Origin of the sequence: Kaistia sp. 32K (genome assembly GCF_016629525.1) — a bacterium.
Classification (GTDB): domain Bacteria; phylum Pseudomonadota; class Alphaproteobacteria; order Rhizobiales; family Kaistiaceae; genus Kaistia.
The window spans coordinates 632,925-650,750 of sequence record NZ_AP024269.1 but is presented as its reverse complement, the minus strand read 5'-3'; the positions used below and the strand labels follow the sequence as shown (position 1 = coordinate 650,750).

Annotated in this window: 14 protein-coding genes; 8 read left to right on the top strand and 6 right to left on the bottom strand. The window is 66.7% G+C overall.

Translation table 11 applies throughout. From position 1 onward, the window contains the following. Positions 1 to 74: 74 nt before the first annotated feature. Entirely contained in the window at positions 75 to 854 is a 780-nt protein-coding gene (locus K32_RS02795) for an SDR family NAD(P)-dependent oxidoreductase (RefSeq protein WP_201402561.1), read from the bottom strand. 211 nt (positions 855 to 1,065) lie between these two features. Between K32_RS02795 and K32_RS02790 the strand changes: the two genes are divergently transcribed. The 7 genes from K32_RS02790 to K32_RS02760 all read left to right on the top strand — a co-directional run bounded on the left by K32_RS02790 (position 1,066) and on the right by K32_RS02760 (position 10,990). Continuing rightward, on the top strand, positions 1,066 to 1,881 hold the full coding sequence (locus tag K32_RS02790) for a GntR family transcriptional regulator (RefSeq protein ID WP_201402560.1): 816 nt from the start codon (positions 1,066 to 1,068) through the stop codon (positions 1,879 to 1,881). A 188-nt stretch (positions 1,882 to 2,069) separates the two neighbouring features. Continuing rightward, positions 2,070 to 3,128, top strand: coding sequence for a sugar ABC transporter substrate-binding protein (locus K32_RS02785; protein WP_201402559.1), 1,059 nt, complete (start codon positions 2,070 to 2,072; stop codon positions 3,126 to 3,128). 188 nt (positions 3,129 to 3,316) lie between these two features. Beyond that, positions 3,317 to 4,822 (top strand): sugar ABC transporter ATP-binding protein, encoded by a 1,506-nt coding sequence (locus K32_RS02780; RefSeq protein ID WP_201402558.1) that lies wholly within the window; start codon positions 3,317 to 3,319, stop codon positions 4,820 to 4,822. Beyond that, entirely contained in the window at positions 4,819 to 5,835 is a 1,017-nt protein-coding gene (locus K32_RS02775; protein WP_201402557.1) for an ABC transporter permease, read from the top strand. The genes K32_RS02780 and K32_RS02775 overlap by 4 nt, the downstream gene beginning before the upstream one ends. Then, positions 5,832 to 6,812, top strand: coding sequence for an ABC transporter permease (locus K32_RS02770; protein WP_201402556.1), 981 nt, complete (start codon positions 5,832 to 5,834; stop codon positions 6,810 to 6,812). Before K32_RS02775 ends, K32_RS02770 begins: the two co-directional genes overlap by 4 nt. A 9-nt stretch (positions 6,813 to 6,821) precedes the next feature. Continuing rightward, the gene (locus K32_RS02765; protein WP_201402555.1) at positions 6,822 to 7,703 is read left to right on the top strand and encodes an SMP-30/gluconolactonase/LRE family protein; all 882 of its coding nucleotides are present in this window, start codon (positions 6,822 to 6,824) and stop codon (positions 7,701 to 7,703) included. Positions 7,704 to 7,786: 83 nt separating this feature from the next. After that, complete coding sequence (locus K32_RS02760; RefSeq protein WP_201402554.1) at positions 7,787 to 10,990, top strand: GH36-type glycosyl hydrolase domain-containing protein; 3,204 nt, start codon at positions 7,787 to 7,789, stop codon at positions 10,988 to 10,990. 253 nt (positions 10,991 to 11,243) lie between these two features. Here K32_RS02760 and K32_RS02755 read toward each other — a convergent pair whose 3' ends face one another. From K32_RS02755 to K32_RS02740, 4 genes are all read right to left on the bottom strand, one after another. Next, positions 11,244 to 12,008 (bottom strand): ATP-binding cassette domain-containing protein, encoded by a 765-nt coding sequence (locus K32_RS02755; protein ID WP_371812875.1) that lies wholly within the window; start codon positions 12,006 to 12,008, stop codon positions 11,244 to 11,246. A 2-nt stretch (positions 12,009 to 12,010) separates the two neighbouring features. Beyond that, positions 12,011 to 13,045 carry a ribose ABC transporter gene (locus K32_RS02750; RefSeq protein WP_201402553.1) on the bottom strand — a complete coding sequence of 345 codons (1,035 nt, stop codon included), beginning with the start codon at positions 13,043 to 13,045 and terminating at the stop codon, positions 12,011 to 12,013. A 71-nt stretch (positions 13,046 to 13,116) separates the two neighbouring features. Next, positions 13,117 to 14,097, bottom strand: coding sequence for an ABC transporter substrate-binding protein (locus K32_RS02745; RefSeq protein WP_201402552.1), 981 nt, complete (start codon positions 14,095 to 14,097; stop codon positions 13,117 to 13,119). Between the two features lie 584 nt (positions 14,098 to 14,681). Beyond that, positions 14,682 to 15,413, bottom strand: a complete 732-nt coding sequence (locus K32_RS02740; protein WP_201402551.1) for an SDR family oxidoreductase — start codon at positions 15,411 to 15,413, stop codon at positions 14,682 to 14,684. 344 nt (positions 15,414 to 15,757) lie between these two features. Here K32_RS02740 and K32_RS02735 point away from each other — a divergent pair, with 344 nt between their 5' ends. After that, on the top strand, positions 15,758 to 16,795 hold the full coding sequence (locus K32_RS02735; RefSeq protein ID WP_201402550.1) for a LacI family DNA-binding transcriptional regulator: 1,038 nt from the start codon (positions 15,758 to 15,760) through the stop codon (positions 16,793 to 16,795). A 21-nt stretch (positions 16,796 to 16,816) separates the two neighbouring features. On the opposite strand, the gene K32_RS02730 is transcribed toward K32_RS02735, so the two are convergent. Continuing rightward, on the bottom strand, positions 16,817 to 17,752 hold the full coding sequence (locus K32_RS02730; protein WP_201402549.1) for a GGDEF domain-containing protein: 936 nt from the start codon (positions 17,750 to 17,752) through the stop codon (positions 16,817 to 16,819). Positions 17,753 to 17,826 lie beyond the last annotated feature (74 nt).

Below are 17,826 nucleotides of genomic sequence, written 5' to 3'. Positions count from 1 at the left end.
CCCGCGCTGACGGGACGGTTACGAGACGCTAACAGAGGGGTTAACGCGAGAACCGTGTTAACCCCTCTCTCGTTTCACATCATGTAGCCGGCCGTCCAGCCGCCATCGACGGCGAGGATCTGGCCGTTGATGTAGGAAGATTCCGGCGCGGCGAGGAAAAGCACGGCTTCCGCGATCTCCTCCGGCGTGCCCGGGCGGCCGAGCGGAATGTGCTCCATGAACGCCTGGGTCTTCGCCTGGAACTTGCCCTCGGCGCCGTAGAACAGCGCCTTGGTCGCCTCGGTCATGATCGAGCCAGGCGCGATCGCGTTGACGAGCACGCCCTTCGCCCCGAGCTCGAGCGCCATCGAGCGGGTCAGGTGGATGATGCCGGCCTTGGCGGCGACGAACGGGCTCTGCAGCCGCATGGCGGCGAGGCCGACCACCGAGGCGATGTTGATGACGCGGCCGCCCTCGCCTGCCGCCAGCATCGGCTCGAGCGCCCGCCGGCTCATCAGGAACAGCCCGTCGAGGTCGATGCCGACGATGCGGTGCCATTCCTCGACCGGGAAGGCGTCGACGTCGACGCGATGCGCCAGCGTGTTGACGCCGGCATTGTTGACGAGAATATCAAGGCGGCCATATGTTTCCATCGTCAGCGCGACGGCGCGGTCGACCGAAACGGGATCGCGGATGTCGACCGTCACGGCGAGCGCATCCGGCAGGCTGGCCGCCACGTCGCGGGCGCCCTCGCCGTTGATGTCGGCGACGACGATCGAGGCGCCGTTCGCCGCCAGCCGGCTGACGATGCCCCGTCCGATGCCGCCGGCGGCCCCCGTCACGAAGGCGACCTTCCCTTTGAGATCGCTGCGCATGCCCCCTACCCTCCCCGGCAATCGGTCCGAACAGGTCGGACTTCACGGATCTATTATGATACTATAATCTAATGGAAACGAACGGCAACCGGGCGGGTTGCAACGGCGCTTTGGTGCAGGCCCCGAACTTCGCTAATTTGGTGTTCAAACAAATTCCGATTCTGAGGCAAGTTCCGTTTCTGGGGCAAATTCGATTCTGGGGAATGCGCAGGTGAGAGCAAGCAAGACGGAGCCGGCAAGCGACAACCCGTCCGATTCCGCGGGCGCCGTCGCAGCCCTTGAAAGCTTCATGCCGCGCGTGCTGTCGCGCGACGACGGACCGCTTTACCGCCAGCTCGTCGCCATCCTGAGGGAGCCGATCACCAGCGGCACGCTGCAGCCGGGGACCTCGCTGCCGCGCGAAGCCGACCTCGCCGAGCGCTTCGGCGTCAGCCTGATCACCGTGCGCCAGGCGCTGCGCGATCTCGAGAATGACGGGCTGATCAAGAAGCGCGCGGCGAAGCCGGCGATCGTGACGGCGCCGGCCGCCCCCGCCATGCCGAGCTTCGGCTTCCGGAGCTTCGCGCAGATCGCCGAATCGACCAAGGGCCGCGCGCTCGAGATCCATTCCTACCGCAAGGAACGCTCGGCCGCGGCGACCGCCGCCTTCGGCCTCAAGCCCGACGAGGCCTGCCATTGCCTGCGGGCGACGCTGCACCAGAAGGACGGCCCGACCGGGCAGACGACCTTCTATTTCCCGCCCGCCATCGGCAGCCGGCTGAAGCGGGCCGATTTCGACGACGTCGTCGTCTTCCGCGCCGTTCAGCGCCATCTCGGCATCCAGCTTTCCGGCGCCAAGATCACGGTCCGGGCCGACATCGCCGACGAGGCGCTGGCGAAGGCGCTGGACTATGCGGTCGGCGGGCCGATCCTGGTGATCGAGATGCTCTATCTGTCCGCCGAGGGCGAGCCGGTCGAACTGACGATCAACAAGAACCGCGCCGATCTGTTCAGCCTTTCCTACGACGCGCCGAACGATCTCGAATGACGGCCGGCAGGCTGGACAACCCAAAGAGATTATAATAGCATATATTTATTCCCTGCCCGGAGGGGGTGCAGGGATCGTCGGCGCGCAGGACCGCCGGCGCAGATGATCGCGTTATCATGACGGGTGCCGCCTTCGGGAAGAAGCATCCGCGCGCATGCATCGACGCATTCCTTGAGGGAGGAAACACCGTGAAGCGCACTGCCGCAGCACTGGTCGCCCTGTCGGCGATCGCGACGACATATGGCTATGCCCCGCCGGCCAAGGCCGAGGGCGAGAAGACCTACAAGATCTATCTTTCCAACAACTTCGTCGGCAATGACTGGCGCCAGCAGATGCTGCGCATCGCCGACGCCGTGGTGAAGAAGCCGCCGCTCGCAGGCCGCGTCGACCTGAAGGTCGAGAATGTCGAGACGACGACGCAGGCGCAGATCAACTCGCTCAACAACATCATTCGCGCCAAGCCGGACGCGATCCTGATCGACGTCGGCTCGCCGACCGCGCTGAACCCGACGATCGAGAAAGCCTGCGCCGCCGGCATCCTGGTCATCACCTTCGACCAGGTCGCCACCGCCGACTGCGCCTACAAGCTCGAATCCGACTGGAACATGCTGCCGGCCGTGCAGGCCGAGTGGATCGCCGAAAAGATCGGCGGCAAGGGCAAGGTGTTCGTCGATCGCGGCCTCGCCGGCGCGCCGATCTCCGAGCAGCTGCAATCCGGCTTCGAGAAGGTGCTGAAGAACTATCCCGGCATCGAAATTGTCGGCTATTTCAACGGCAATTACGCGCTCGGTCCCGAGCAGGAAGGCGTCGCCTCGCTGCTCGCCGCCCATCCGCAGGTCGACGCGATCCTGACCCAGGGCTACGGCTCCGGCGCCATCAAGGCGCTGCAGGACGCCGGCCGCCCGCTCGTGCCCGTCGCCGGCGGCGGCTACAACACCGCCTCGCTCGTCTGCGCGCAGACGGAAGGGGCGCAGTGCATCCTCGAGACCAACCCGGCCTATCTCTCGGCCGAGGCGCTGAAGCTCGCGGTCGACATCCTCGACGGCAAGAAGGTCGAGGACAAGCACGTCTTCGTCTACGGCCCGTTCCTGGCGACCGATCCGCAGCCCTCGAAGCTCTATCCGGACGTGAAGATGCAGAAGATCGAGATCGGCAAGAACGCCTTCCCCGATCTCGCGCCCGGCCTGTCGCTGCCGATCACGCCCGACTGGGTCGAGATCACGGCCAAGGAAGCCGCCGGCTCGTAAGAGCCCCCTCACCCCAGCCCTCTCCCGCTCGCGGGAGAGGGAGTTGATCGAACCCTGGCCCTCGCCCGCTTGCGGGAGAGGGTTGGGTGAGGGTCTTGCTACCGGCTCATGGGCAGAAAGCCCCTTCACCCTTCGCCGAAGCTGCCCCTCGCCTGCCGCTGCAATTCTGACCAGAGATCCGGCCACGCATGACCGAACTTCTGACCGCCACCGCCGTCACCAAATCCTATGGCGGCATCACCGCGCTGAGCCGCGCCGACTTCTCGGCCCGCGCCGGTGAAGTGCATGCCCTGCTCGGCGAAAACGGCGCCGGCAAGAGCACCTTCATCCAGATCCTCGCCGGCGCCGTCCGCCCCGATGGCGGCAGCATCGCGCTCGGCGGTTCGCCCTACCGGCCGCGCAATCCGCAGGCCGCGCAGGACGCCGGTATCGCGCCCGTGTTCCAGGAATTGTCGCTGATCCCCGATCTGACCGTCGAGCAGAACATCTGGTTTCGCCGCGAGCCGCTCAGCTTCGCCCGCACCGTCCGCGCGCGAGCCCTGCGCGAAGCCACCGAGGCGCTGTTCGCGCGGCACGGCTTTCCGAGCCTCCGGCCGGATCAGGAACTGCGCCGGCTGACGCTGGCCGATCGGCAGCTCGTCGAGATCGCCAAGGCGCTGTCGAGCGATCCGAAGGTGCTGATCCTCGACGAGGCGACCTCAGCGCTCGGGCCGCGCGAGACGGACTGGCTGCTCGGCCTGTCGCAGGGCCTCGCCAGGGCGGGGACGCTTGTCATCTACATCTCGCACCGGCTCGGCGAGGTGCGCCAGATCGCCGACCGCATCACCGTCTTCCGCAATGGCGCGACGGCTTCCGCCTACGACACCCATTCGGTCGATGACGAGACGATCATCGCCGACATGCTCGGCCGCCGCATGGACCGCCTCTATCCGGAGCGGAAGCCGACGGCGACGGAGCGGGTGGCCGTGCGGCTGCGCGGTTTCGGCGTCGGCCATCGCCTCGACGGCATTGATCTCGATCTCCGCGAGGGCGAAGTGCTCGGCGTCGCCGGCATGCAGGGCCACGGCCAGCGCGAATTGTTCCAGGCACTGTTCGGCATTGGCGGGGCGCGCGGATCGGTCGAGATCTGGGGCAAGACCAAGACGATCCGCGGACCTCGCCAGGCGCTGACCGGCCGCGACGGCCTGGCGCTGGTGCCGGAGGACCGGCGCAATCACGGCCTGCTGCTTTCGAAGAGCGTGCGCGAGAACCTGACGCTTTCCGTCATCCAGCGCTTCACCCGCTTCGGCCTCACCGATCCGAAGCGCGAGGGCAGACTGGTCGAGGAGATGATCGCCACGCTGAAGATCAAGGCCGGCACGCCCGAGCAGCTCGCCGGCACGCTCTCCGGCGGCAACCAGCAGAAGGTGATCTTCGGCAAGATGCTCCTGACCGAGGCGCGCATCCTGCTGCTCTACGATCCGACGCGCGGCATCGATGTCGGCACCAAGGGCGAGATCTTCCAGTTGATGCGCGATCTCGCGGCCAAGGGCTACGCCATCCTGTTCTATTCGAGCGATCTCGCGGAACTGGTGCATGTCGCCGACCGGGTCGCGGTGCTGCGCAACGGCCGGCTCGCCGCGATCCTCGAGGGCGACGACAATTCGGAGCGCCAGATCCTGCGCGCCGCCATGATCGAAACGAGGGCGGCATGACGATGGCGACGCTCGAACATCCAACTGACGGCGCGGCGACGCGGCAGAGCGCGGCGTCCCTCTGGCGCGGCAGGCTGCTCGACCGCGCCTCGCTGATCATTCCCTGCGTGATGCTGGCCGCGCTGCTCGCCGTCTACGGCACGCTGCGCGATGGCGTCTTCACCATCGACGAACTGAACCTCGATACGGCGGCGGCAATGACGCTGCTGCTGGCGGCGACCGGCCAGACCATCGTGCTCTTGCGCGGCGGCATCGACCTCTCGATCGGCGGCATGATCAGCCTCGGCACCGTGCTGGCCGCGACACGCTTCGGCACGGATCCGGCGCAGGCGACCGCCTGGGCGTTCGGCATCGTCTTGATCGGCGGCCTGGTCGGCGCGTTCAACGGCCTGCTGATCACCGTGCTCCGCCTGCAGCCCTTCCTGGTGACGCTGGCGACCTGGTCGATCCTGTCCGGCACGGCGATGATCATCCTGCCGACCGATGGCGGCAGCCTGCCGGCCGGCTGGACGCGGTTCGGCATTTCCGAGCGGTTCGGACTTTCGAGCTCCGTCTGGCTGCTCCTCGCCCTCCTCGTCTTCTGGTTCTGGTTCAAGCGGACCCGGCTCGGCATCTCGATCCGCGCCACCGGTTCGAACGAGCGCTCCGCCTTCCTCTCCGGCGTCTCGCCGCTCGGCATCAATCTCGCCACCTATGGCCTCTCCGGCCTGTTCGCGGCGCTGGCGGCGCTGTATCTCACCACCCAGACCGGCGCCGGCTCGCCGACCATCGGCAAGGACTACATCCTGCCCTCGGTGGCGGCGGCGGTGATCGGCGGCATCAGCCTGTTCGGCGGTCGCGGCGGCCTCGTCGGCACGATCATCGGCGCCTACATCCTGACCATCATCGGCAACCTCGTCTTCGTGCTCGAGGTCTCCAGCTACTGGCAGCCGATCGTCTCCGGCATCATCCTGCTGATCGCGGTGCTCGCCAGCTCGATCGCCGAGAAATCCGCCCGACGGAGCCTCTCATGAACCTGCGCCGCCACCGGGCCATCCTGCTCGCCTATCTCGGCATGATCGTGCTGCTCTTGCTGACCAGCGTCGTCGCGCCGGGTTTCCTGTCGGCGACGCATCTCCGGAGTACGGCCGTGCTCGCCGCCTTCATCGGCATCGTCGCGCTCGGCCAGACCTTCGTCATCATCGGCGGCGGCATCGACCTTTCCGTGCCCTGGGTGCTGAATTCCGCCGCCGTGCTGATGACGCTGCTTGCCGGCAGCCAGGACGCGCCGCTGGTCTGGATCGTGCCGCTGCTGCTCGCCGCCGGCGCGCTGGTGGGGATGATCAACGGGCTCGGCGTCGCGCTGTTCGGCGTGCCGCCGATCATCATGACCCTCGCCGTCAACGTCATCCTGCAGGGCGGCATCCTCGTCTATACGGGCGGCGCGCCGACCTCGACGGCGCCGCAAGCGATCCAGTTCCTCGCGGTCGGCCGCATCCTCGGTTTCCCGGTCATCCTGATCCTCTGGATCGCGCTCGCCGTCCTCGCCACCGTGCTCCTGTCGAAGACGGCGTTCGGACGCCATCTCTATGCCGTCGGCACAAGCGCCACGGTGGCGGAGTTCTCCGGCGTGCCGACGTTGCGAACCACCGTCCTCGCCTACACGCTCTCCGGCTTCACGGCGGCGCTCGCCGGCATGCTTTTGACCGGCTACACCGCGCAGGCCTATCTCGGCATGGGCGACCCGTATCTCTTCACCTCGATCGCCGCGGTGGCGATCGGCGGCGCCTCGATCCTCGGCGGCAGCGGCCACTATATCGGCACCATCGCCGGCGCCTTCGTGCTGACGATCCTGACCGGGCTCCTGCCGGCGCTGAATCTCTCCAGCGGCGCGCTGCTGATCGTCTACGGCGTCGTCATCCTCGTCACCGTCTCGCTCGCCAGCGAGGCCCTGTCCGGCCTTTCCGTCTTCCTGCCCCGCTCCGGCCGGCGGCGAAGCCAATCCGCCTGAGGAAATTCCATGACCGACATCGAATGCGTCGCCGACGCCAAGGCGCAGCTTGGCGAGAGCACCTACTGGGATCCGAAGGCCGGCGTGCTCTGGTGGATCGACATCTACGCCCGGGCGATCCACCGCTTCGAGCCCGAGACGCGGAACTCGCGGACCTTCGTCCTGCCGGAATATCTCGGCTGTATCGCGGTGCGCGAAAAGGGCGGGTTGGTGCTCACCATGGCGAGCGGCTTCCACTTCTTTGATCCCGACACCGGCGCGGTGACGCCGATCGCCGATCCCGAAGCCGACCTGCCCGACAACCGCTTCAACGACGGCAAGACGGACCGGCAGGGCCGGTTCTGGTCCGGCTCGATGTTCGAAGCGCCCGGCAAGCCGGTGGTGAAAAACGCCTCGCTCTATCGGATGGATACGGACCTTTCCGTGCACAAGGTCGCCGGCGGCTTCGGCTGCTCGAACGGGCTTGCATGGAGCCCGGACAGCCGCACGCTCTACTATACCGACAGCCACGGCCCGGTCGTCTGGGCGTGGGATTTCGATCCCGCCACCGGCGAGGTCGAGAACCAGCGCCCGTTCTTCGACCTTTCGGAGATGGGCGGTGTCGTCGACGGCTCGACCGTCGATGCCGAGGGTTGCTACTGGGCAACCATTCCGTTCAAGGGCAAGGTGCTGCGCTACGATCCGGCGGGCAAGCTGATGCGCACCATCGAGATGCCGACCGACCTGCCGACCTGCTGCGAGTTCGGCGGTCGGGATCTCGATGTCCTCTACGTGACGACGGCGATCTACAACCGCACGCCGGAGCAGCTGAAAGGTCAGCGCAACCCCGGCGGCCTGTTTGCGCTCGACGTCGGCGTCAAGGGCCTGCCGCTGGTGCCGTTCAAAGGCTAGGAGCGATCTGGCCATCGGCAAATCGCCGAACGGTCGATATCATCCGCCAAGCCGGCAGGAACGGCGAAACTGGCGAGGCGATAATGTCCGAGACGACCCGACGCGAAATCCAGACACCTCGGGATGGCGACCTTGGCCTCCGCGTGATCGAGAATCCGGCCGGCCTCTCGATTTCCGCCCTGCCGAACGGTTCGCTCTTCGCCATCACGCATCGCGACGGCAGCCAGACGATGATCAACCAGATCCTCGGCTCGCCGGTCGAGGGCTGCATCGGGCGGATCTGGCTGCGCGTCGGCGGCGCGAGCCCGTTCGTCGCGCAGCTGGTCGGCCCGCGCGCCAGGGTCGAATTCACGGCGAGCGAGAGCCAGTTCGCCTGGCGCGGCGAGACCGGCGGCATCGCGCATCGCGTCACCCTCCGCCTCGACCCGGTGGCAACCCGCTGGTTCTGGCATGTCGGGTTGCAGAACCTCGGGGCCGCGGAGATCGCCTGCGACGTCCTGCTGGCGCAGGATCTCGGCCTCGGCGGCCGCGGCTTCCTGATGGGGAGCGAGGCCTATGCCTCGCAATATCTCGACCATCGCGCAGCCCTGCATCCGACCTTCGGCCCGGTGGTGCTGAGCCGGCAAAATCTGGCGCAATCGGGCCGCCATCCCTGGCATGCGCTCGGCTGCCTGGAAGGCGCGATCGCCTATTCGACCGACGCGATCCAGCTCTTCGGTACGCCATACCGCGTCCTCGACGAGATCGGGCTCAGCTTCGGCGAGGACCTCGCCAATGTCGTCTGGCAGCACGAGCTCGCCTGCCCGGCGCTGCAATCGACGCCGATGACGCTCAAGCCCGGACGATCGGATCGGCGCACCTTCTTCGACGTCTTCGTCGCCGACCATCCGGAAGCGTCGGATGACGCCGACCTCGGCCGTCTCGACGGCATCGCCGCCGCGGCGCTGGCTCCCGCGCCGATCGAGGCCGATCCCGCGCCGACCGTCCGCAGCCTGCTGCAGGATGCGCCGACGCTCGACGTGCTGCCGCTCGACGCCACGCTGCTCGATCGGCTCTATCCGTCGCGCGAGCTGGAAGAGAAAGGCGACGCCGCCCTCCTCTCCTTCTTCGTGCCCGACGGCGCGCTGAACCGCCATGTCGTGCTCGCCGAGAAGGAGCTGCTCGTCGCCCGCCGGCACGGCTCGATCCTCCGGAGCGGCCAGTCGATGCTGCCGGACGAGGTGACGCTGGCGGCGACCTGCTGGATGCATGGCGTGTTCGCGGCGCAGCTGACGATCGGCAACACCTCGTTCCACAAGCTCTTCTCGGTCTCGCGCGACCCCTACAACATCACCCGCGCCAACGGCCTGAGGATGCTGATCGATACCGGCGACGGCTGGCGCCTGCTCGCCGTGCCATCGGCCTTTGACATGGGGCTGAGCGACTGTCGCTGGATCTATCGCCTCGCCGACCGGATCGTCACCGTCTCGGCGATCGCCGCCGGCACGGAGGCGGCAATGCAATGGCAGGTCGAAATCGAAGGGCCGCCGGCCCGCTTCCTCGTCTTCGGCCAGATCGTGCTCGGCGAACGCGAATATGAGCAGAGCGGCCGGATCACGGTCGACGCGGCTACGAAGCGCTTCACCTTCCGTCCGGGCTCAGACTGGCTCTGGGGCCAGCGCTTTCCGGACGCCGCCTACCATCTCGTCACCGGCACGCCCGACGCGGTCGAGGCGATCGGCGGTGATGAACTGCTCTACGAGGACGGCGTTGCGCGCGCCGGCGGCCATGTCGCGATCCGCACCCACGCGACGCGCCGCCTCGCCTTCGCCGTGGTCGGCTCGATGACCGACGCCGCCGAGGCGGAAAGGCTCGCGGACCGCTATGCCGCCGGCATCAACGCGGCGACGCTGCTGGATCCGGCGCAGGCCTTCTGGCGGAAGGTCACGCGCGAGATCCGCGTCCCCGGCGATGGTGACGCGCTGACCGCCGAGCAGGCGATCCTGCCCTGGCTGGCGCATGACGCCATCGTGCACCTCACCGTGCCGCACGGACTCGAGCAATATACCGGCGCCGCCTGGGGCACGCGCGATGTCTGTCAGGGGCCGCTCGAATTCATGCTGGCGCTCCGCCACGACGAGACGGCGCGCGCGATCCTGGCGACGCTGTTCGCCGAGCAGTTCCGGACGCGGGGCGACTGGCCGCAATGGTTCATGCTGCCGCCTTATTCCAACATCCGCGCCGGCGAGGCGCACGGCGATATCGTCGTCTGGCCATTGAAGGCGCTCTGCGACTATGTCGAGGCATCAGGCGATCTCGGCATTCTGGACGAGAACCTGCCCTGGCGGCGCGACGACAATCTGGAACTGACGGCGGAACGGAGCTCCATCCGCGAGCACGTCGAGCTTCTGCTGGCGACCGTCCGCTCGCGTTTCATCCCCGGCACCCATCTGATCCGCTATGGCGAGGGCGACTGGAACGATTCCCTGCAGCCGGCCGATCCGCATCTCGCCGAATGGATGGTCTCAAGCTGGACCGTCGCGCTGCTCTATGAGCAGATCCGCCGCTATGCCGCGATCCTGCGGCGGACCGGAGCCCTCGAAGAGGCCGACGAGCTCGCCTCGCTCGCCGACGCGATCCGGGCCGACGTCAACCGCCACCTGATCCGCGACGGCGTCCTTGCCGGCTACGGCGTGTTCGATCCCGGCCATGACGGCGTCGAGCTGATGTTGCATCCGGACGACCGGCGCACCGGGCTCTCCTATTCGCTGATCCCGATGACGCAGGCCATTCTGGGCGGGCTGTTCACGCCGGAGCAGACGAAGCGGCATCTCGCCCTGATCGAAAAGCACCTGCTGTTTCCGGACGGCGCGCGACTGATGGACAAGCCGGTCGTCTATCGCGGCGGCGTCGAGACGCTGTTCCGCCGGGCCGAATCCGCCGCCTTCTTCGGCCGCGAGATCGGCCTCCTCTATGTCCACGCGCACTTACGCTATTGCGAGGCGCTGGCGGTCAGCGGCGACGTCGACGGCGCGCGTGCGGCGCTCGCCTTCGTCAACCCGATCGCCGTCACCGACCTGCTGCCGCAGGCGTCGCTGCGCCAGCGCAACACCTATTTCAGCTCGAGCGACGCCGCCTTTTCCGACCGCTACCGCGCCAGCGCGGAATGGAGCCGGGTCCGCGACGGCGACATCGCGGTCGACGGCGGCTGGCGCACCTATTCGAGCGGCCCGGGCATCTATACGCAGCTGTTCTTGCGGCGGATTCTCAAGATGCAGCGAGAGTTCGACGTCCCCCAGACGTCCTGAGCGATGCGGGCTTCCGCTTGAACCCTCCCCTTGAGGGAGGGTCAAAACCGCGCAGCGGTTTTGGGGAGGGGTCGCTTGCTATCGAAGTGCCCCATCGAACGAGGCCGCCGGGACTAGAAAGACAGAACCCCTCCCCGAAAACGCGAAGGGCGTTTTCGACCCTCCCTCAAGGGGAGGGTTCAAGGTGAAGTCGCGTACTCAAGGACAAAAATGACGGCCACGCGAACGCGGCCGCCATCGTTGGAGACCGGCCTCAACCGCCGACCATCAGCTTGACGATCTCGTCGGGGTTGGTCTCGGCGATCTTGCGCTCGCCGGCCAGCGTGCCGCGCCGCAGGACCACGATGCGGTCGGCGACCGCGAAGATGTCCTGCAGATTGTGCGAGATGAAGATGATCGCACGGCCCTGCGCCTTCAGGTTCTGGATCAGCGACACGACCTTGCGCTGCTCGGGCACGCCGAGCGCCGCCGTCGGCTCGTCCATGATCAGGACGCGGGCGTTCCAGTAGATCGCCCGCCCGATCGCCACCGCTTGGCGCTGGCCGCCGGAGAATCGGCCGACAGGCGCGTCGAGCCGGTTCACATGGAAATCGAGCCGCGCCATCGTCTCCTTGGCGGCCTTCGCCATCGCCGGCCGGTCGAGCACCGGCAGGATGCCGAACAGGCGCTTCATCGGCTCGCGACCGAGGAAGATGTTGGCGCCGATCGACAGATTATCGGCGAGCGCGAGGTCCTGGTAGATCGTCTCGATGCCATGGGCGCGCGCCGCTTCCGGCGTGGCGAAATGGACCACCTCGCCGGCGAAGCGGATCTCGCCGCCATCGGGGCCATGCACGCCGGAGATCGTCTTGATCAGGGTGGACTTGCCAGCGCCGTTGTCGCCGGCCAGCGCCACCACCTCGCCGGGATAGAGCGACATCGAAACGCCCTTCAGGGCCTCGACGCCGCCGAACCGCTTGGAGACGGAGCGAACGTCGAGAACGGGCTCCTCGGACGGCAGCTTGGTTTGCACGGACATCCCTAACGATCCCCACCGAACTTGCGCTGCGTCTGGTCGACGAGCACCGAGATGATGATGACGACGCCGACGGCGACGAACTGCCAGAACGGCTCGACATTGATGAAGACGAGGCCGTACTGGATCACCGCGATCACCAGCGCGCCGGCAACCGTGCCGAGGATGGTGCCGGAGCCGCCGAACAGGCTGGCGCCGCCGATCACCACGGCGGCGATCGAGTCGAGCAGCAGCGGCTCGCCCGCCTGCGCGGCGCCGGCCGTGAAGCGCGCCGCATAGAGCACGCCGCCGAGGCCGGCGCAGAGCGCGGAGAGCATGTACAGCTTGCGGATATGGCGCGGCACGTTGATGCCGGAGCGGATCGCCGCCTGCTCGTTGGCGCCGATGGCATAGGTATGCTGGCCGAAACGCGTCTGCGACAGGACGTAGTGCATCAGGAGCACGAACAGGACCGTGATGATGACGATGACCGGCACGCCGAAGAGGCGGCCATTGCCGAGCGAGGCGAACCAGGCATTGGAGACCGGAACCGTCGTGCCGCCGGCGAGCAGGAAGGCGACGCCGCGCGCCACGCCGAACATGCCGAGCGTGCCGATGAAGGGCGGCACCTTCAGCTTCGAGATCAGGAAGCCGTTGACGAAGCCGGGGCCGAGCGCGACGACGAGGCCGGCGGTGATGCCCACCAGCATGGCCGCAAAGGGCGGCAGCGACTGGCCGGCGATATTGGTGGCGTGCGCGGCTATGACGGCGGCGAGGCCCATGATGAAGCCGACCGAAAGGTCGATGCCGCCGGAGATGATGACGAAGGTCGATCCGAGCGCCAGGAGCAGCGGCGCGACGGCGAAGATCGCGATCGATTGGGCGTTATAACTCGAGAACAGGAAGGTCTGGCCGTAGCTGACGCGCGACCACGTCTCGAAGAAGATCAAGAGAAGGGCGAGGAACAGCCAGGCGCGCAGGGCCGCAATGCGAACGATCAGCTGACGTGACCGGGACTGGGTGGGGTCCGCGCGCGATTCCGTAGACGTATGGGCGGACATGCGCCACTCCGTAACAGGTATCGAACTGAAAGGGAGCGCCGCCGGACCGCTGGCCCGACGGCGCCGGCGGCTCAATCCTTGTAGATGAACTGCGCGATTTCAGGCTTGTCGATGTTGTCCTTGTCCATCACGGTGAAGCCCGTGCCGATCGCGACCGGGATCGACTGGCCCGAGAGATGGGCGAAGGCCGAGATCAGGCCGTAATAGCCGATTTCAGCCGGATGCTGGGCGATCGCGATGTCGACCAGGCCTGTCTTGATGTTGTCGACGATCGAGGGCGGCGCGTCGAAGGCGACCACCCTGACCTTGCCCGACTGGCCGGCCTGCTGGACGCCATTGGCGGCGCCAAGCGCCGAGAACAGGTTGGCGCCGAAGACGCCGGCGAGATCCGAGTTACGGGCGAACACCGACTGCAGCTGCGAGGCGGCCTTGTTCGAGTCGTTGTCGTTGAACTGGGTCTCCAGAACCTCGATGTTCGGGAAGTTCTTCATCTCCGCCTTGAAGCCTTCCTCGCGCTGGTCGGTCGTCGAGATGCCGGGCTTGACGTTGGAGACGTAGACCTTGCCCTTCTCGCCGATCGCCTTGGCGAGCGAGCGGGCGGCGATGCGGCCGCCAAGCACGTTGTCGGACGCGATATAGGCAAGCGGGAAGTCGGCATCGCCGGCGCCGGTCTGGTAGTTGCCGGTGCCGATGAAGGTGTCGACGGTGATGACCGGGATGCCGGCGGCGTGGGCCTTCTTCAGCGGCTCGACGAGCTGCACCTTGTCGGTCGGCGCGATCAGGATCGCGTCGGGCTTGCGGGCGATGATCGCATCGAGCACCGGCACCTGCAGGACCGGGTTGAATTCAGGCGCGCCCTGGAAAACGAGTTCGGCGCCGACGGCCTTGGCCGCCGCCTCCGCGCCGCGGCGCATGGTGATGTAGAAGCCGTCGGTCGTGAGACCCGGAATGAGCGCGATGGTGGGCTTCTTGTCCTGCGCCTGCGCCACGGCGCCGGTCAGGACGGTCGCGCCGACGGCCAGTGCCGCCAGTGCCTTGACGATTCTCTTCATGGCGTTCCCTCGTGTTTGCCTTGCATTTGGAAGCTGTTGCCGAGCAACGGTGGTCCACCTGCCGACGCCCTTCTTCGGGGCGGTTCGAGCCGATGGTCTCGGCCGGCATCGACGCTCCAGGCGATCGACGCGGCCTTGATTGGACACTGGCACGCCAAGGCGCGCCCAAGTTAAAATTCGGATATAAAAGAAATTCGACAAGCAAATTGGCAGCCTGACGCCTGCAACGTCAGACAATACAATCCTCATCGCGCCCGATGCCAGGCGACGCCGAGACTAATCCAGCAAATTTGGCTGATGGCTCCGCAGAGCCAAGCCCTCCCATTTCTTTTTTGTTGAAATGAGCCTAGTTGCGCGTTTGGACGAGGTCAATCCGATATTTTACGCAAGCTAAGTTTGCTTGGAATACCTCTGGGGCATGCCCAAGAGGAATCCATGGATCCCGGCCCGCTACGAGCGGGATCAACGCCGTCTGATCAAACCCGGCGAGTGGAGAGCTATGCCGCTCGAGCCAAGTGCAAGCGTCCGGCCCACGCCGTTTCCGACGCCGGGCCGCCCGGCGCGCCACGACCGCGGAAGGCCGATCAGATGTCCTGGTTCTGCGGCAGGATGACCAGATCGCGGATGGTGACATTGGCCGGTCGCGTCAGCATGAACAGCACCGCGTCGGCGACGTCTTCCGACAGCAGCCCCTCGCGCGCCGCCGCCTTGGCGGCGACCACGGCGGGATCCGAATAGCCCCAGAGCTCGTTCAGGACGACGCCCGGCGCCACCGCGCCGACCCGCACGCCATGCGGCGCGACCTGGCGACGGACGCCATGCACGAAAGCCTGCACCGCATGCTTGGTCGCGCTATAGACCGGCTCCCATTGGATCGCCTGGTGGCCGGCGACCGAACTGGTGACGATCACCTCGCCGGAGCCACGCTCGATCATGCCGGGCAGGACTGCGCGCACGGCGCGGAACACGGCGTTGATGTTGACGCCGATCACCGCGTCGAAATCGTCGGGGTTCCCGTCGACGAGGTCGCCCGCCAGATAGAGCCCGGCATTGGCAAGCAGGATGTCGATCTGGCCGAAGCGGGCGATCGTCTCGGCAATCGTGCGCTCGACCTCGGCGGGCTTGGTCAGGTCGGCCGCGATGACGAGCGCGTCAGCGTCGGGGAATTCGTCGCGCACGGCCTGCAGCCGCTCCGCCGAGCGGCCGACCAGCGCCAGACGCACGCCCTGCCCCGCCAGCATCCGCGCCATGGCGCGGCCGATGCCCGAGCTCGCGCCGGTGACCAGCGCGACTTTTCCCTTGAGATCACGGCTCATGCAGACCCTCCCTGGTCGCACGACGTCGTCGCCCGCCGGAACATCCGCCCGGCTTCCGCGCTTCGTCAATGATGGGTGCTGGCTTGGTCCCGCGCACGAGACAACTCCGCCCCGCGCGTCCTCCCGGTCCCGCTCAACCTCTCCAAGGAGGCTAACATTCCGCCCAAGCACGTCAACTTGGAAATTTGCACGCGTAAAGCAGTCTGTTACTCTAGCTTTACGTCTCCTGTCCGCCTCGCCCGAAATGCAGACCCTGCGTCATCACGCGTCGACGGGACGACGATTTCGGCTACCGTGACGCACGGTTGCTTGCCCCGCCAAAACCCGGTGTTGAAAGAACACGTATGACCGATCGCACGATCAAGAACATGGCGGAGTTCTCGGCACTCAGCGGCATCTCGCGACCAACGGTATCCAAGTATTTCAACGACCCTGAAAGCGTCCGCAAATCCACCCGGGCCCAAATCGAGAAGGCGCTGGCGAAATACGAGTACCGCCCCAATTTCTTCGCGGTGAACCTGAACAAGAAGCGGCCGAAGATCATCGGCCTGATCGTGCCGGATACGGGCGATACCTTCTTTTCGGAGCTGGTGCGGCGGATCGAGATGCGCTGCGTCGATCGCGGCTATCTGGCGATCGTGCTGTCGTCGCGCGGCGATGCGCAGCTCGAAGCCCGCGCCATCGAGACGCTTCTGTCGCTCAAGATCGCCGGCGCCATCGTCGCGCCGCTCGGCGTCCATTCCGACCAGCAGTTGATCCGCAGCCTCCAGGCGCGCATTCCGATGGTGTTCCTCGATTCAAGCCTCGACGAGGACACGCCCTTCGTCGGCACCAACAATTTCCAGAGCGTCCCGCTGATCACCGAATATCTCTGCCGCAGCGGCGACGCCCCAACCTATTTCGACATGCCGGCCGTCAACCAGAACGGCCCGGAGCGCAAGCTCGCCTATGTGACGACCATGGAACGGCTCGGCCTGAAGCCGGAGATCGTCGCCGTCACGCCGAAGAACGACTGGCGCTTCGAGGACATCGCCTTCGAAGAGGCGCGACGCGTCCTGCAGGGGCCAGGCTTCCCGACCCGCACCGTGCTCTGCGCCAATGATCGCTGCGCCGTCGGCGTCATGGCGGCGGCGTTCCAGCATGGGCTTCGCATCGGCCGCGAGCCCGGCTGCGACATCCGCATCGCCGGCCACGACGACCAGCCACACAGCCGCTATGGCTGCCCGCCCTTGACCACGGTCGCCCAGGATTTCGACCAGCTCGCCCAGAACGCCGTCTCGATCCTGCTCGACCGCGTCGAGAACGAGGTAGACGGCGACGACAGCCACCCGCCCCAGCAGGTGCGGCTCGAAGGCAAGCTCGTCATGCGGGCCTCGGCCTGAGAAGACCAGAGAGATCCGGCCCTAGCGCGCCTCGACGGTGGTGTCGACGGGATCGACGAACACCAGCGCCTGGTTCCGACCCGCGACCTTGGCCTGATAGAGCGCCTCGTCGGCGCGCCGGTAGAACTCGCTCAACGTATCCTCCGGCCGGCACACCGAGATCCCGGCCGAGAAGGAATAGGTGAAGTCCGGATAGAGGGTGAGCGGCCGCGAGGCGCGGACCACGGCGAGCATGCGCTCGAGGATCAACCTCGCATGCTCGAGCGACGTGTCGGGCAAGGTCAGCGCGAACTCCTCGCCCCCCATCCGGCCGAACGAATCCGCGCGCCGCAACTGGCCCTGAATCTGGAGCGCGAAGTCACGCAGGATGATGTCGCCGGTCTGGTGGCCGAAGCGGTCGTTGACCAGCTTGAAATGATCGAGATCGATGACGACCAGGCATCCGGCCTGCGCGTCGGCGCGGTGGGCGGAAAGGATCTGCTCGATGCGCGTGGTCAGGAAGCGACGGTTGGCAATGCCGGTCAGATCGTCCGTGTAGGACGCCTTGATCGCCTGGTCGCGATCCTGCCGGATGGCGCGCTCCTCGACGCGGAGGCCGGTGATGTCGCTGGCGATGCAGAGCATCCAGCCCTCGCTCTGCACCGTCTCCGTCATCCAGAGCCAGCGCCCGTCATGCAGGTCCGTCTCGAAGGCGCGAAAGCCGGTCTTGCCGCGACGCGACAGCGTCGAGGTCAGCCAAGCCTCGACATCGTCGACGCGAAGGACCGTGCCGCGCCGCAGGCCGTGATTGCGGCGCATGAGCTCGGCCCAGGTCGGAGCCTCGTCGCGGTCGACGAAATAAGCATCACGAAAGGCCCGGTTGGCATAGCGGATGCGATCGAAGGCGTCATAGAGCGCGACCAATACATCCGACGCCTCGTGAAGCCTCTCGAGCTGAGAGGTGACATCGCCGTCCAAGCCAACGTCTCCATCGCTACGATGTCACCGCAACACCAGAGCCATCGCTGGCCGGGCTGCCGCAAGAGCCGCGA